16 protein-coding genes and 1 pseudogene are annotated in these 14,812 nt (G+C 69.0%); 15 read left to right on the plus strand and 2 right to left on the minus strand.

Features of this window, described 5'->3' with window-relative positions:
- The gene (locus tag P8A20_RS29755) at positions 1-312 is read right to left on the minus strand and encodes a ferredoxin (RefSeq protein WP_147962211.1); all 312 of its coding nucleotides are present in this window, start codon (positions 310-312) and stop codon (positions 1-3) included.
- A 241-nt stretch (positions 313-553) separates the two neighbouring features.
- Here P8A20_RS29755 and arc point away from each other — a divergent pair, with 241 nt between their 5' ends.
- The 6 genes and pseudogenes from arc to prcA all read left to right on the plus strand — a co-directional run bounded on the left by arc (position 554) and on the right by prcA (position 6,390).
- A complete protein-coding gene (gene arc / locus P8A20_RS29760; RefSeq protein WP_147962212.1) occupies positions 554-2,320 on the plus strand; it encodes a proteasome ATPase in 1,767 nt (588 codons plus the stop codon).
- A 227-nt stretch (positions 2,321-2,547) separates the two neighbouring features.
- The gene (dop, locus tag P8A20_RS29765; RefSeq protein ID WP_306104543.1) at positions 2,548-4,059 is read left to right on the plus strand and encodes a depupylase/deamidase Dop; all 1,512 of its coding nucleotides are present in this window, start codon (positions 2,548-2,550) and stop codon (positions 4,057-4,059) included.
- 120 nt (positions 4,060-4,179) lie between these two features.
- On the plus strand, positions 4,180-4,398 hold the full coding sequence (locus tag P8A20_RS29770; RefSeq protein WP_073751996.1) for a ubiquitin-like protein Pup: 219 nt from the start codon (positions 4,180-4,182) through the stop codon (positions 4,396-4,398).
- A 114-nt stretch (positions 4,399-4,512) separates the two neighbouring features.
- Positions 4,513-4,620: pseudogene (locus P8A20_RS38785) on the plus strand (endonuclease VII domain-containing protein); the annotation flags it as partial.
- 20 nt (positions 4,621-4,640) lie between these two features.
- A complete protein-coding gene (prcB, locus tag P8A20_RS29780; RefSeq protein WP_147962214.1) occupies positions 4,641-5,486 on the plus strand; it encodes a proteasome subunit beta in 846 nt (281 codons plus the stop codon).
- Positions 5,487-5,541: 55 nt separating this feature from the next.
- Positions 5,542-6,390, plus strand: coding sequence for a proteasome subunit alpha (gene prcA / locus P8A20_RS29785; RefSeq protein WP_306104544.1), 849 nt, complete (start codon positions 5,542-5,544; stop codon positions 6,388-6,390).
- A 54-nt stretch (positions 6,391-6,444) separates the two neighbouring features.
- Here prcA and P8A20_RS29790 read toward each other — a convergent pair whose 3' ends face one another.
- A complete protein-coding gene (locus P8A20_RS29790; protein ID WP_306104545.1) occupies positions 6,445-7,473 on the minus strand; it encodes a LacI family DNA-binding transcriptional regulator in 1,029 nt (342 codons plus the stop codon).
- 129 nt (positions 7,474-7,602) lie between these two features.
- Here P8A20_RS29790 and P8A20_RS29795 point away from each other — a divergent pair, with 129 nt between their 5' ends.
- The 9 genes from P8A20_RS29795 (at position 7,603) to tatA (ending at position 14,803) form a co-directional block, all read left to right on the plus strand.
- A complete protein-coding gene (locus P8A20_RS29795; protein WP_306104546.1) occupies positions 7,603-8,862 on the plus strand; it encodes an MFS transporter in 1,260 nt (419 codons plus the stop codon).
- Between the two features lie 9 nt (positions 8,863-8,871).
- Positions 8,872-10,233 (plus strand): Pup--protein ligase, encoded by a 1,362-nt coding sequence (gene pafA, locus P8A20_RS29800; RefSeq protein ID WP_073751411.1) that lies wholly within the window; start codon positions 8,872-8,874, stop codon positions 10,231-10,233.
- 120 nt (positions 10,234-10,353) lie between these two features.
- Positions 10,354-11,289, plus strand: a complete 936-nt coding sequence (locus tag P8A20_RS29805) for an FKBP-type peptidyl-prolyl cis-trans isomerase (protein ID WP_306104547.1) — start codon at positions 10,354-10,356, stop codon at positions 11,287-11,289.
- 43 nt (positions 11,290-11,332) lie between these two features.
- Positions 11,333-11,707 (plus strand): FKBP-type peptidyl-prolyl cis-trans isomerase, encoded by a 375-nt coding sequence (locus tag P8A20_RS29810; RefSeq protein WP_147962221.1) that lies wholly within the window; start codon positions 11,333-11,335, stop codon positions 11,705-11,707.
- 129 nt (positions 11,708-11,836) lie between these two features.
- Positions 11,837-12,790 (plus strand): helix-turn-helix transcriptional regulator, encoded by a 954-nt coding sequence (locus P8A20_RS29815; protein ID WP_147962222.1) that lies wholly within the window; start codon positions 11,837-11,839, stop codon positions 12,788-12,790.
- A 14-nt stretch (positions 12,791-12,804) separates the two neighbouring features.
- Positions 12,805-13,761, plus strand: coding sequence for a helix-turn-helix transcriptional regulator (locus tag P8A20_RS29820; RefSeq protein WP_147962223.1), 957 nt, complete (start codon positions 12,805-12,807; stop codon positions 13,759-13,761).
- A gap of 37 nt (positions 13,762-13,798) precedes the next feature.
- Complete coding sequence (locus P8A20_RS29825; RefSeq protein ID WP_147962224.1) at positions 13,799-14,074, plus strand: hypothetical protein; 276 nt, start codon at positions 13,799-13,801, stop codon at positions 14,072-14,074.
- Positions 14,075-14,097: 23 nt separating this feature from the next.
- Positions 14,098-14,313, plus strand: coding sequence for a hypothetical protein (locus tag P8A20_RS29830; RefSeq protein ID WP_147962225.1), 216 nt, complete (start codon positions 14,098-14,100; stop codon positions 14,311-14,313).
- Positions 14,314-14,509: 196 nt separating this feature from the next.
- A complete protein-coding gene (tatA, locus tag P8A20_RS29835) occupies positions 14,510-14,803 on the plus strand; it encodes a Sec-independent protein translocase subunit TatA (protein WP_014157210.1) in 294 nt (97 codons plus the stop codon).
- The last annotated feature ends 9 nt before the right edge of the window (positions 14,804-14,812 follow it).

Here is a 14,812-nt window from a genome sequence, read left to right on the forward strand (position 1 = left end):
TCACTCCGCGTCCGGCCCGTAAACTTCCACGTTGTCCGAAACGCGACGTACATGAATGCAGTCGCCCGGGCATTCCTTGGCCGAATCGACGACGTCCTGGAGCAGGGGCAGCGGCACCGGTGTGGTGGCGCCCTTGTCCTGGAGCAGTTCGTCCTCGTCGCTCTTCACGTACGCCAGACCGTCGATGTCCAGCTCGAACACCTCGGGTGCGTACTGCACACAGATGCCGTCCCCCGTACACAGGTCCTGGTCGATCCAGACCTCGAGATCCTGGGTGTCGCCGCCGCCCGGGGCGTCCTGCTGCACGGTCATGTGTCCTGCCGTTCCCTGCGTATCTGCACCAATTGAAGCCAGCCCTGACGGGTGTTGAACGCTTCGACGATACAACCGGCTGCTTTCCGGTGCCGAAGGGTGGGTATTCCCTTGGCGTGAGGGAGAGCGCAAGGGTGAAGATCGGACAGACTCCCGGGTCTTTGTGATCTAGGGGTTTCAATCATCACCCACCCAGGTAGGGTCAGGAAGCGTCCAGCTCCCCTTGGAGGAGGTGAGGACCGTGGCAGCCCACGACGACGACATCAACCGCGGCACCCGGCCCGCGCGCGGGTCAGAAGACCCGGCCGGCCAGGTCGCCTATCTCGAGCAGGAAATCGCCGTCCTGCGACGTAAGCTCGCCGACTCTCCGCGTCATACGAGGATTCTCGAAGAGCGGATCGTCGAGTTGCAGACCAACCTGGCAGGCGTGTCCGCGCAGAACGAGCGGCTCGCCAACACACTCCGCGAGGCCCGCGACCAGATCGTCGCGCTCAAGGAGGAGGTCGACCGGCTGGCCCAGCCACCGGCCGGCTTCGGTGTCTTCCTGCAGGCCAACGAGGACGACACCTGTGACATCTTCACCGGGGGCCGCAAGCTCCGGGTGAACGTCAGCCCCAGCGTCGAGCTCGAAGGCCTCAGGCGAGGCCAGGAAGTCATGCTCAACGAAGCGCTCAACGTGGTCGAGGCCATGGAGTTCGAGCGGGCCGGGGACATCGTCACCCTCAAGGAGATCCTCGAGGACGGCGAGCGCGCCCTGGTCGTCGGGCACACCGACGAGGAACGGGTGGTGAGGCTCGCCGAGCCCCTGCTGGACATCACCATCCGCCCCGGCGACGCCCTCCTGCTCGAGCCCAGGTCCGGGTACGTCTACGAAGTGGTCCCCAAGAGCGAGGTCGAGGAGCTCGTTCTCGAAGAGGTCCCGGACATCGACTACAACAAGATCGGCGGTCTGGGCGACCAGATCGAACTGATCCGCGACGCGGTCGAGCTCCCGTACCTCCACCCGGACCTCTTCAAGGAGCACGAGCTCCGCCCGCCGAAGGGCATCCTGCTCTACGGCCCTCCGGGCTGCGGCAAGACGCTCATCGCCAAGGCCGTCGCCAACTCGCTGGCCAAGAAGGTCGCCGAGGTGACCGGACAGCCCGCGGGGAAGAGCTACTTCCTCAACATCAAGGGCCCCGAACTCCTCAACAAGTACGTCGGTGAGACCGAGCGGCACATCCGCCTCGTCTTCCAGCGTGCCCGGGAGAAGGCGAGCGAGGGGACCCCCGTCATCGTCTTCTTCGACGAGATGGAATCCCTCTTCCGCACCCGTGGCTCCGGTGTCAGCTCGGACGTGGAGAACACCATCGTCCCCCAGCTGCTCGCCGAGATCGACGGTGTGGAGGGACTGGAGAACGTCATCGTCATCGGCGCCTCCAACCGCGAGGACATGATCGACCCCGCGATCCTGCGCCCCGGCCGCCTCGATGTGAAGATCAAGATCGAGCGCCCGGACGCGGAGGCCGCCAAGGACATCTTCGCCAAGTACCTCACCCCCTCGCTGCCGCTGCACTCGGACGACCTGGCCGAGCACACCGGCTCGAAGGAAGCCGCCGCCCACGCGATGATCCAGTCCGTCGTGGAGCGGATGTACACGGAATCCGAGGAGAACCGCTTCCTCGAGGTCACCTATGCGAACGGCGACAAGGAAGTCCTGTACTTCAAGGACTTCAACTCCGGAGCGATGATTCAGAACATCGTGGACCGGGCGAAGAAAATGGCCATCAAGGCATTCCTCGAGCAGGGCCAGAAGGGCCTGCGCGTCTCCCATCTCCTCCAGGCGTGCGTGGACGAGTTCAAGGAGAACGAGGACCTGCCGAACACCACCAACCCGGACGACTGGGCCAGGATTTCCGGAAAGAAGGGCGAGCGGATCGTCTTCATCCGCACACTCGTCACCGGAAAGCAGGGCGCGGACACCGGTCGTTCCATCGACACGGTGGCAAATACCGGACAGTACCTGTAAAACGCAGACCGGCTGCGGATGCCCGGCAGGGTATCCGCAGCCGGCCGTTTTCCCGGCAGCGCCGGCCACACCCGAACAATGACGCAATTGATCTCCCCACCGGCGCAGAGGCGCTCTAGGCTCTGCCGTACCGCCGAGTCGCGCAGTGCGGGGACGGGCACCGCGGACCAGCAGCGGTACTTGAGCGCCGCTCCCGGAGGGGGGCGCCGCCGGGCAAGGAGGGCCGCATGACCGTACGGCGAGTGATGGGCATCGAGACGGAGTACGGGATCTCCGTCCCCGGTCAACCCAACGCCAATGCCATGCTCACCTCGTCCCAGATCGTCAACGCCTACGCGGCGGCGATGCACCGGGCGCGCCGCGCCCGCTGGGACTTCGAGGAGGAGAATCCGCTGCGGGACGCGCGAGGCTTCGACCTCGCCCGTGAGACCGCCGACTCCAGTCAGCTCACCGACGAGGACATCGGCCTGGCCAATGTCATCCTCACCAACGGTGCGCGGCTCTACGTCGACCACGCGCACCCCGAATACAGCTCACCCGAGATCACCAATCCGCTGGACGCGGTGCTCTGGGACAAGGCCGGCGAGCGGGTGATGGCGGAAGCGGCCGAGCGGGCCGCCGCGATCCCCGGGGCCCAGCCGATCCATCTCTACAAGAACAACACCGACAACAAGGGCGCCTCCTACGGCACGCACGAGAACTACCTGATGAAGCGGGAGACCCCCTTCTCGGACATCGTGCGCCACCTGACGCCGTTCTTCGTCTCCCGCCAGGTCGTCACCGGTGCGGGCCGGGTCGGCATCGGCCAGGACGGCCACGAGCACGGGTTCCAGATCAGCCAGCGCGCGGACTACTTCGAGGTCGAGGTCGGCCTGGAGACCACGCTCAAGCGCCCCATCATCAACACGCGCGACGAGCCGCACTCGGACGCCGAGAAGTACCGCAGGCTCCACGTGATCATCGGCGACGCGAACCTCTCCGAGATCTCGACCTACCTGAAGCTCGGCACGACCTCGCTGGTCCTGGCCATGATCGAGGACGGATTCATCAACGTCGACCTGGCGGTGGACCAGCCGGTCCGCACGCTCCACCAGGTCTCGCACGATCCGACGCTCAAGCAGCTGGTCACGCTCCGCAGCGGCCGGACACTGACCGCCGTCCAGCTCCAGATGGAGTACTTCGAACTGGCCCGAAAGTACGTCGAGGAGCGGTACGGCGCGGACGCGGACGAGCAGACCAGGGACGTCCTGGCCCGCTGGGAGGACACCCTGAACCGTCTGGAGAACGACCCGATGAGCCTGTCGGGCGAGCTGGACTGGATCGCCAAGCGGGAGCTCATGGAGGGCTACCGGCGCCGTGACGGCCTGGACTGGGACGCCCCGCGCCTGCACCTGGTGGACCTCCAGTACGCCGACGTACGGGCCGACAAGGGTCTGTACAACCGTCTGGCCGCCCGGGGGAAGATCAAGCGGCTACTCGACGAGAGCGACGTCGAGAGGGCGCGCACGAAGCCCCCGGAGGACACCAGGGCCTATTTCCGGGGCCGCTGCCTGGAGCAGTACGCGGACGACGTCGCCGCGGCCTCCTGGGACTCGGTCATCTTCGACCTGCCGGACCGTGACTCGCTGCAGCGGGTGCCCACGATGGAACCGTTGCGCGGTACACGTGCTCACGTCGAGGGGCTCCTGGACCGCTGCCGCACCGCGGAAGAGCTGGTCCGGACGCTCACGGGGGGCTGAAAGGCGCTCCGGCTGGGAATCAATCAGATGACCTCCGGACGTTGAGGAAAGTACCGGGCCGATGTCGGACCCCGTAGGTAGGGTCTGATCAAGTGCTTCGAACCGAGCGGGGTGAGCTATATGGCGACCAAGGACACCGGCGGCGGACAGCAGAAGGCGACACGTTCCACCGAGGAGACCGAGGAGCAGGCGCAGGAGGCGCAGGCGTCCGAGGACCTCGCGGAGCGGCAGGAGAAGCTCAGCGACGACGTCGACGACGTCCTCGACGAGATCGACGACGTACTCGAGTCCAATGCCGAGGACTTCGTGCGTTCGTTCGTCCAAAAGGGTGGCGAGTAGCAGTCGGCGACAGGGACCGCCGGCCGACGGCCCGGTGCCGTCGGCCGGCGCCCTCCGAGGGATGCCCTCGTCCGCACGCGGGCGTCCGCCGGCGGGCGCTTCCGCAGCCGGGATCATGTTGATCACCGTCACAGTGCGGGTAGGGTCCGTGGCGTAGTGCTTCAACTGCAATTCGGCCATCGGCAAGTTGGGGATGATCCTGACTCCTTGCGCAGGGCCATCGCATACCTGGAGGGAAACGCGTGGAAGCCAACACTCGTAGCACCGGGCGTCTACCAGCTGCCTTCCTGACGCCGGGTTCGTCGTCGTTCATGGACTTCCTGTCCGACCACTCACCCGAGATCCTTCCCGGCAACCGGAGCCTGCCGCCGTTGCAGGGTGCCGTCGAGGCGCCGCACGGGACGACCATCGTCGCGGCCTCGTTCCCCGGTGGAGTGGTGCTCGCGGGTGACCGGCGGGCGACCATGGGGAACATGATCGCGCAGCGCGACATCGAGAAGGTGTTCCCTGCCGACGAGTACTCGGCGGTGGGCATCGCGGGCACGGCGGGGCTCGCCGTGGAGATGGTCAAGCTGTTCCAGCTGGAGCTGGAGCACTTCGAGAAGGTCGAGGGGGCCACGCTCTCCCTCGAGGGCAAGGCCAACCGGCTCTCCACGATGATCCGCAGCAATCTTGCGATGGCCATGCAGGGCTTGGCGGTCGTCCCGCTGTTCGCGGGGTACGACGTCGACCGCGAGAAGGGCCGGATCTTCTCGTACGACGTCACCGGCGGGCGGTCCGAGGAACACGGCTACGCGGCCACCGGCTCCGGCTCCGTCTTCGCGCGCGGGTCGATGAAGAAGCTGTACCGAAACGACCTGACCGAGGAGCAGACGCTCACCCTGGTCGTCCAGGCGCTGTACGACGCCGCCGACGACGACTCGGCGACCGGCGGCCCGGACGTGGCCCGCCGGATCTATCCGATCGTCACCGTCATCACCGACGAGGGCTTCCGCAGGCTCGACGACACGGAATCCTCGGAGATCGCCCGCGCGATCCTGGAGCGCCGGCTCGAGCAGCCCGACGGCCCCCGTGCCGCGCTGCTCTGACCGGCCCGATGCTCCTCCGATGCACTCGTCACTGACAGAAAGGGACGGATAGCCGGTGTCGACGCCGTTCTATGTCTCACCCCAGCAGGCCATGGCCGACCGGGCGGAATACGCCCGGAAGGGCATCGCCCGTGGTCGCAGCCTGGTTGTGCTGCAGTTCGCCGACGGCATTGTGTTCGTCGGCGAGAACCCGTCCCGCGCGCTGCACAAGTTCAGCGAGATCTACGACCGGATCGGCTTCGCCGCCGCCGGCAAGTACAACGAGTACGAGAACCTCCGGATCGGCGGGGTCCGCTACGCGGATCTGCGCGGATACACCTACGACCGCGACGACGTGACGGCCCGTGGCCTGGCCAACGTCTACGCGCAGACGCTCGGCACCATCTTCTCCAGCGCGGCCGAGAAGCCGTACGAGGTGGAGCTGGTGGTCGCCGAGGTCGGGGCCGGGCCGGAGGGCGACCAGATCTACCGGCTGCCGCACGACGGCTCGATCGTGGACGAGCACGGCTCGGTCGCGGTCGGCGGGAACGCCGAACAGATCAGCAGCTTCCTCGACCAGCGTCACCGCGACGGGATGTCCCTCGCCGAGGCGCTCAAGCTGGCTGTGCAGGCGTTGTCCCGCGAGGCCAACGGCAACGAGCGGGAGATCCCCGCCGAGCGCCTGGAGGTCGCGGTCCTGGACCGGACGAGGCCGCAGCAGCGCAAGTTCAAGCGGATCGTCGGCCGGCAGCTGACCAGGCTGCTGGACGCGGACGGTGCGGGGGCGACCCCGACGGACGCCCCGTCCGACTCGGAGGACGCGGAGGGCGGCAGCACGCCGGCCGCCGGCACCGACACCCCGGCGAAGAGCACCGACGCCCCCGCGAAGGGCACCGACGCCTCCGACGAGGGAACGAAGGAGTAGGCGAACTCCGGGAGAAGCCCTCCGGACGCCGTGCGCGGCGTCCGGAGGGCTTCTTCACGCCCCGGGCGGGGGCGCGGTGGAGCCGCGTGCCACCAGGTGGACGGGGAGATCGTGATGCTCCGCCGGACGGCCCTCCAGGACGTCCAGCAGAGCCGTCATGCCCCGCTCGCCCACCTGTTCGGCCGGGAGGCGCACGGTGGTGAGCTCCGGTTCCACCGCCGTGGCGAGCGCCAGGTCGTCGAAGCCGGTCACGGAGATGTCGTCGGGGACCCGCAGCCCCCTTCTGCGAACCGCCTTGCAGGCGCCGGCGGCCAGGATGTCGTCGTCGCAGACGAGCGCGGTGGGCAGTGGGCCGGGGGAGCTCAGGACCGTCTCGGCGGCCTCGCGTCCGGCGCGTACGTCCAGGGCGGCCGTCACGGTCTGCAGGACCGCGCCCGGGACGGCTTCCACGGCCTCCCGCAGCGCCCGGGCGCGCACCGCGAAGGTCCAGGTGTCCACGGCGGACGCGAGGTGCACGAACCGGCGGTGCCCGAGGCCGAGCAGATGTTCCGTCACCTGGCGCATGCCGTCCGCGATGTCGAGGTTCACGCGCGCCGCCGCCCCGTGGTCCTCGGGGTCGCTGTCCAGCATCACCAGCGGCAGTTCCGCGCCCCGCAGCGCTCCCAGGGCGTCCGCCGCCATGGACGAGGCGATCACCCCGTCGAGCGCCGCGCGTGCCGAGGCGAAGGGGTCCCTGGCGGGGCCGGTGCCGTCGGGGGACGGGTAGAGGACCACGCCGAAGTCGTGCTCGGCGGCGACGGCCGCGGCTCCCGTGTACACACGGGCGAAGAACTCGTTGGTCAGTGCGGGGACGACGAGCAGCGCCGTACGGGTGCGGCCCATCCGCAGGCTGCGGGCCGCGAAGTTCGGCCGGTAGCCGAGGTCCCGGGCGCTGCCGCGCACCCGCTCGGCGGTCGACGCGGACACCCGTCCCCGCCATTTCCCGCCGAGCACGAGCGAGACCGTGGCCTGCGAGACGCCCGCGGCCCGAGCCACGTCACGGCTGGTGGGCCGGGCTGGGGCGGGCTGCCGCGCGCTGCTCACTCGTGCCTCCGTGCTGCTCCGGTCGGATGCGGCGGGATGGACTCCCGGGCTGCCCACATGGTACGTATGAGCCTCGACGTTATACGTAAAACCCCGAGGCTGAGACACCGTCGGGGGAGAGGGGCGGACATGGCCGCGGGGTATCTGGACATCCTCCGGACGCGGCATGCCGCCCGGCTGCTGGCGGGGACGCTGGTGGGGCGGCTGCCCAACGGCACCGCCCACATCGCGATCGTCCTGTTCACCCGCGCGGAGGGCGGCAGCTACACGCTGGCCGGCGCCCTGGCGGCGGCCTACGGTCTCGCCACTGCGGTGGGGCAGCCCCTGCTGGGCCGCGCCGTGGACCTGTACGGCCAGCCGCGCGTCCAGCTCCCGGCGGCCGTGGTCTCCGCGCTCGGCATGGCGGCGCTCGCCCTCATGGGACTCGGCTCGCTGCCGGCCGCGTACGCCGCTGTCGTGGTGGCCGGTGTGTTCACACCCCCGCTGGAGGGCGGGCTGCGGGCCCTGTGGCCGACCGTCCTCGGCCGGGAGGACCGGGTGCACCGGGCCTACGCCATGGACGCGGTGGCCCAGGAGGTCATGTTCACCGTCGGCCCCCTCCTCGTGACGGTCCTGGTGTCGCTCCGATCACCCGCCGCCGCTCTCCTGGTCATCAACGCCCTGGGCGTCCTGGGCGCGCTGTCCGTCGTGCTGTCCGAGCCCTCCAGGGCCTGGCGCTCGGCGCCCCGCGAGGCGCACTGGCTGGGCGCCCTGCGCTCACCCGGACTGCTCGCGCTGCTGGGCGCCTTCTTCTTCGTCGGGCTCGCCCTCGGCTCCATCACGGTGGCCGGTGTCGCCTACGCGGACGACCACGGCCGGGAGTCCGTGTACGGCTGGCTGATGGCCGCTCTTGGTCTCGGAGCGCTGATCGGCGGAGCGGTGTACGGGGCGCGGCAGTGGGCCGGGGCTCCCGAGCGCAGACTGCGGGTCATCGTCGCGCTGCTGGCCCTGGGCTATCTGCCGCTGATGCTCACCCCGGGTGTGCCCGCCATGACCGCGCTGGCCGCGCTCGCCGGGGTGTTCCTGGCCCCGGCGATCGCCTGCTCGTTCATCGTCGTCGACCGGCACGCGCCGCAGGGCACCGTGACCGAGGCGTTCTCCTGGCTCGTGACGACCTTCGGTGTCGGCGCGGCGGCCGGAACGGCGGTGGCGGGCCCGGCCGTCGAGGTGGGCGGCACGGGCTGGAGTTTCGCCGTCGCGGGGGCCGGTGGAGTGGCCGCGCTGCTGGTGCTGCTGGCCACCGGAAGGGTCCTCGCAGCTCCCGGGCGCCCGCCCGCGGTCGTGGCCGGTTCGGAAAATGATCGAAACGGTGCTGCCGAACCCGGTTTCAGCTCAGGCCATAAGGCGTAATGTTCAGTCATGGACCGCCGCATTTTCGGGCTGGAGAACGAGTACGGCGTCACGTGCACGTTCAGGGGACAGCGCCGACTGTCACCTGACGAAGTGGCGCGCTACCTCTTCCGCCGTGTCGTGTCATGGGGCCGCAGCAGCAATGTCTTCCTGCGGAACGGCGCCCGCCTCTACCTCGACGTGGGATCGCATCCGGAATACGCAACACCGGAATGCGACAACGTGACCGAACTGGTCACGCACGACAAAGCAGGCGAGCGCATTCTCGAAGGCCTGCTCGTCGACGCAGAACGCCGCCTGCACGAGGAAGGAATCGCGGGCGACGTCTATCTGTTCAAGAACAACACCGACTCGGCCGGAAACTCCTACGGGTGTCACGAGAACTACCTCGTGGCACGGCACGGGGAATTCTCCCGGCTCGCGGACATCCTCATTCCGTTCCTCGTCACCCGTCAGCTCATCTGCGGTGCCGGCAAGGTGCTGCAGACGCCGCGCGGAGCCGTCTACTGCGTGAGCCAGCGGGCCGAGCACATCTGGGAGGGCGTCAGTTCCGCGACGACGCGTTCCCGCCCGATCATCAACACCCGGGACGAACCGCACGCCGACGCCGAGCGGTACCGCCGCCTCCACGTCATCGTCGGGGACTCCAACATGTCCGAGACGACCATGCTGCTCAAGGTCGGTGCCACCGACCTCGTGCTGCGCATGATCGAGGCGGGCACCGTGATGCGCGACCTGACCCTGGAGAACCCGATCCGGGCCATCCGGGAGGTCAGCCACGACATCACGGGACAGCGCAAGGTGCGCCTGGCCAGCGGCCGGGAGGCGTCGGCCATCGAGGTCCAGCGCGAGTACTACGAGAAGGCCGTCGACTTCGTCGAGCGCCGGGGCATCCGCACGGGCACCGTCGACCAGGTCCTCGAACTGTGGGGCCGCACGCTGGACGCCATCGAGGCCGAGGACCTCGACCGGATCGGCACCGAGATCGACTGGGTCATGAAATACAAGCTCATCGAGCGGTACCGGGCCAAGCACAACATGACGATGTCGAACCCGAGGGTCGCTCAGATAGACCTCGCCTACCACGACATCCACCGCAGGCGGGGGCTCTACTACCTCCTGGAGCGCAAGGGACAGGCCACGCGCATCTGCAACGACCTGAAGATCTTCGAGGGCAAGTCTGTGCCCCCGCAGACCACGAGGGCGCGGCTGCGCGGTGACTTCATCCGCCGTGCCCAGGAGCAGCGGCGGGACTTCACCGTCGACTGGGTCCACCTCAAGCTCAACGACCAGGCGCAGCGCACCGTCCTGTGCAAGGACCCTTTCCGTTCCGTCGACGACCGGGTGGAGAAGCTCATCGCGGGCATGTGATCCGGGACAGGAATGTCCCTCCCGAATGCGACCGGGCCCCGTACGTTCCTCGTACGGGGCCCTTCGTTCGGCCTAGAGTGTCGGGGACCATTCACGTGCCGTCTGAGATCTGAGGAACCAGTGCGCCGACTTGCCGGCCTTCTCGTCGTCCCCCTTCTGCTGCTGTCAACGGCTGCATGCGGCGATGACAAGGCCTCCGACTCCGCCTCGACCGAGAAGGGCTTCCCCGCGATCACCGCGGGCGCGAAGTTCGGCGAGAAGCCCACCCTGGAGAAGGGTGAGGGCGATCCCCCCAAGGAGCTGAAGACCGATGTCATCAGTGAGGGTGACGGCGTAAAGCTCAAGACCGGCGACGCGATCCAGGTCAACTACCTCGGGCAGGCGTGGGACTCCACCAAGCCGTTCGACAACAGCTTCGACCGCAAGCAGCCGTTCGACCTGACGCTCGGCGCGGGCATGGTCATCCAGGGCTGGGACAAGGGGCTCGTCGGCCAGAAGGTCGGCAGCCGTGTCGAGCTGGTCATCCCGCCGGACCTCGCCTACGGCGAGCAGGGGCAGGGCGACATCAAGCCCAACGCCACCCTCGTCTTCGTCGTCGACATCGTGAAGGCGACCCAGGTCCCGGCGTCCGCCGAGGGATCCGAGGTGGCGCAGGACAACATCGACCTGCCCAAGGTCGGCACGAAGACCGACGGCAAGGCCCCGACGGTCACGATCCCCAAGAGCGATCCGCCGAAGAAGCTGGTCTCCAACTACATCCTGGAGTCCAAGGGCGAGGTCATCAAGGACACCGACAGCGTCGTCGTGAACTACGTGGGTCTGCTCTGGAAGGACAGCAAGGCCTTCGACAGCACCTACCAGACAGGCAAGACGCAGACCTTCCCGCTGGCCCAGGTCACGCTGAAGGGTCTCAAGAGCGGACTGGTCGGCAAGAAGATCGGCAGCCGCGTGCTGCTCGTCATCCCGCCGGACCAGGCCTTCGGCAACGAGGCGCAGCAGTCCATCCCCGCCAAGTCCACCCTCGTGTTCGCCGTGGACCTCCTGGCGAAGATGTAAGACTGTCCCGGTTACGCAGTTCATCAGTAAGAGGAGCAGCTCAGTGAGCATCGACAAGCCCGAGATCGACTTCCCGGGTGGCGAGCCGCCGGCCGACCTGGAGATCAAGGAAATCTGGGAGGGCGACGGACCGGTGGCCCAGGCGGGTCAGACCGTCTCCGTGCACTACGTCGGTGTCGCCTTCTCCACCGGCGAGGAGTTCGACGCCTCCTGGAACCGCGGCACCCCGCTGAAGTTCCAGCTCGGTGCCGGCCAGGTCATCGCCGGCTGGGACAAGGGCGTCCAGGGCATGAAGGTCGGCGGCCGTCGCCAGCTGACCATCCCCGCGCACCTCGCCTACGGCGACCGCGGCGCGGGCGGCGGCTCGATCGCCCCCGGCGAGACGCTGATCTTCGTCTGCGACCTCGTCGGCGTCTGATCCGTCCGTCCACAGCAGTCGGAGGCCCGTGCCGCAAGGCACGGGCCTCCGGCTTCGGCCCTCGCTTTGGCCCGGACACCCCGGGGCGGTACGGTCGACGGTCGGAGAGCACGTCGAGAAAGGGCGTCGATGGCGATTGCCAAGGCCGAACGGCTGATGAACCTGGCACTGTGTCTGCTGGGTACCCGGCGTCCGCTCAGCAAGCGTGAACTCCGCGGGTCCATCGAGGCCTACCTGGAGGCGGGCAACGACGACTCCTTCAACCGGATGTTCGAGCGCGACAAGGACGATCTGCGCGAACTCGGTCTGATCATCGAGACCGTCGAGAACCTGGACGGCGACACGGGGTACCTCGCGCGCCGTGACAGCAACCGGCTGCCCCCCATCACCCTGGACGCCGAGGAGGCCGCGGCCCTCGGCCTGGCAGCCAAGGTCTGGCAGCAGGCCCGCCTCGCCGGTGCCGCGAGCGGCGCCCTGCAGAAGCTGCGGGCGGCAGGCATGCCGGAGGCCGAGGACGCCTACGAGCCCCACAGTGCCCTCGAACCCCGCATCCCGGTCCACGAAGCCGCTTTCGAGCCGCTGATGCTCGCCTGCCGGGACCGCCGCCCGGTCACCTTCGACTACCGCAAGGGCAACGCCGCGCGCCCCGAACAGCGCCAGGTCGAGCCCTGGACCCTCGAATGCTGGCGCGGTCACTGGTACCTGGCCGGCTGGGACCGGGACAGGGGCGCCGAGCGGGTGTTCCGGCTGTCCCGCATCGCGGGCCGGGTCCGGTCCCGCGCCGGGGCCTTCACCGCCCGTGTCCCCGACGCGGTCACCGTCCGCGAGACCGTGGAGAGCTGGGCCGGCGAGACCGCCACCAGGACCGCCCGCATCCGCCTGCGCACCGGCTCCGGCTACCCGCTGCGCTCCCGCGCGACATCCGTACGGGAACTCGGCGACGGCTGGGACGAGTTGGAGATTCCGTACGGGCACGGGCTGGACGCCTGGCTCGTGGAGTTCGGGCCCGACGTGATCGTGAGCGAGCCCGCCGATCTGCGGGCCGACGTGATGGACCGGCTGCGCGCCGTGGCCAAGGACTGAGGGGACCCGTACTCGTGGCCACGAACGCGATCGACCAGACCCGCCGGATGCTCTCCCTCGTCACCTACCTGCGCGAGCGCCCCGGCGCACACGTCCAGGACGTGGCCCGGGCCTTCGGGATCACCGAGGACGAGCTGATCTCCGACCTTGACGTCCTGCCCATGTGCGGTACCAGCTTCCGCGGCGGCGACCTGCTGGACATCGACACCGACGGGGACCGGATCTGGTGGCACAACCCCGACGACGTCGCCGAGCCGCTGCGGCTGGCCGCCGACGAGGCGACCGCCCTGCTCGTCGCCGCCCGTGCCGTCGCGACCCTCCCCGGACTGCGGGAGAGCGACCGGCAGGCGCTGGTGCGAGCGACCGCGAAGCTGGAGACGGCGGCCGGTGAGGTGGGGGCGGCCAGCTCGCGCCTCTCGGTCACCTTCGAGTCCGAGGGCGGCGTATTCGCCGACGTGGACCGGGCGATCTCCGAGAGGCGCCGCCTCTGGCTGCGCTACTACTCGCCCGCCCGCGACGAGCTCACCGAGCGCGAGGTGGACCCGATCAGGCTGTTCGCGGTCGGCCACACCTACATGGAGGGCTGGTGCCGGCTCACCGAGGCCCGGCGTACGTTCCGTCTCGACCGGGTCGCCGAGATCAGGCTCCTCGACGCCCCGTCCGCTCCGCCCGAGCTGGAGCTGCGCGACCTCTCCGAGGGGCTGGTGCAGCCCGCCGCCGAGGATCCGGAGGTCGTGATCGAGGTCGGCCCCGGCGGCCGGTGGGTCGCCGAGTACTACCCGCACGACAGCGCGGAGGAACTGCCCGACGGCGGTCTGCGGATCACTCTCCGCACCCCCGACCCGGCCTCCCTGCGCAGGCTCGCCCTGCGGCTGGGCGGCGAGGGACACATCACATCGCCCCCCGACCTGGCCGAGAGCGCCAGGCTGGCGGCACGTGAGGCACTGGCCGCCTACGACTCCGCGCTCTGAGAGGCCCGGACCGGTGCACCGAGGAGACAAGGGCCGCATGACCGCGATATCGAGCACACAGACCGGACCGGTCACGGTCCCGGTGCCCGACACCGTACGCTTCCGGGCCGCGTGCCCGGACTGCCGTGAGCGGTTCGAGCTCGCGGCGGGAGCACTGCGGCTGGCGATAGGGGCCAGCCGGCGCACCACCTTCTACTCCTTCACCTGCCCCGAATGCGGTACCGCGGTCCGCAAGCCGGCCGGGGAGCGCATCGTCGAGCTCCTCAGCGGCGGCGGGGTGCGGACACTGCGCCTGCACACCGCCCTGCGGTAACGAGAAACGTCGAGGAACCGTCCATGTTCTGGCCCATGCTCGCCATCGCCCTGGGATTCGCCGGCCTGGCCGTGCTCGGCGTCCTGGCCGTCAAGGTCTTCGTCGAGGCACAGCGGCTCGCCGGGCAGGTCGCCGCGACCACACAGCGGATCAACCGAGCGGCGGAGGATCTCGAACGAGCGGCCACCGCCGTCGCCGACACCGGAGAAGCCCTGCGACAGCAGAACGCGGCCTCCTGATTCACGGTTTCGGGAGGTACGCTGCTGGAGCGGCCCAGGCAGGGAGGTGTGGGCCGCAAGCGGGAGTACGCACAGGCATTGCCTGGCGTTTACCCCTGCGGGTTACGATCGCTGCCAGCGCGAAGGTCGGACATCTGTCCGGTCGAACGGGTAGCGAGCCCACCCTCCAGACGCCTCAGTGAGAAGGAAGTCGCACATGATCGGCAATCTGAAGCCCCTCGAGATCGTTCTGATCATCGCTGTCATCCTGCTGCTCTTCGGTGCCAAGAAGCTTCCCGACATGGCGCGTTCGCTCGGTAAGTCGGCCCGCATCCTCAAGAGCGAGGCCAAGGCCATGAAGAAGGACGACGCGGAGCCCGCGGCGCCCACCACGGAGACCGTCGCGGACACCACCCCGCCCGCGGCCACCGCGCGTACGATCCAGGCCGCTCCGGGAGACGTCACCAGCTCCCGCCCGGTCAGCGAGGCCAAGCCCACCACCCAGAGCTGACAGCTGATA

Origin of the sequence: Streptomyces sp. Alt3 (genome assembly GCF_030719215.1) — a bacterium.
Classification (GTDB): domain Bacteria; phylum Actinomycetota; class Actinomycetes; order Streptomycetales; family Streptomycetaceae; genus Streptomyces; species Streptomyces glycanivorans.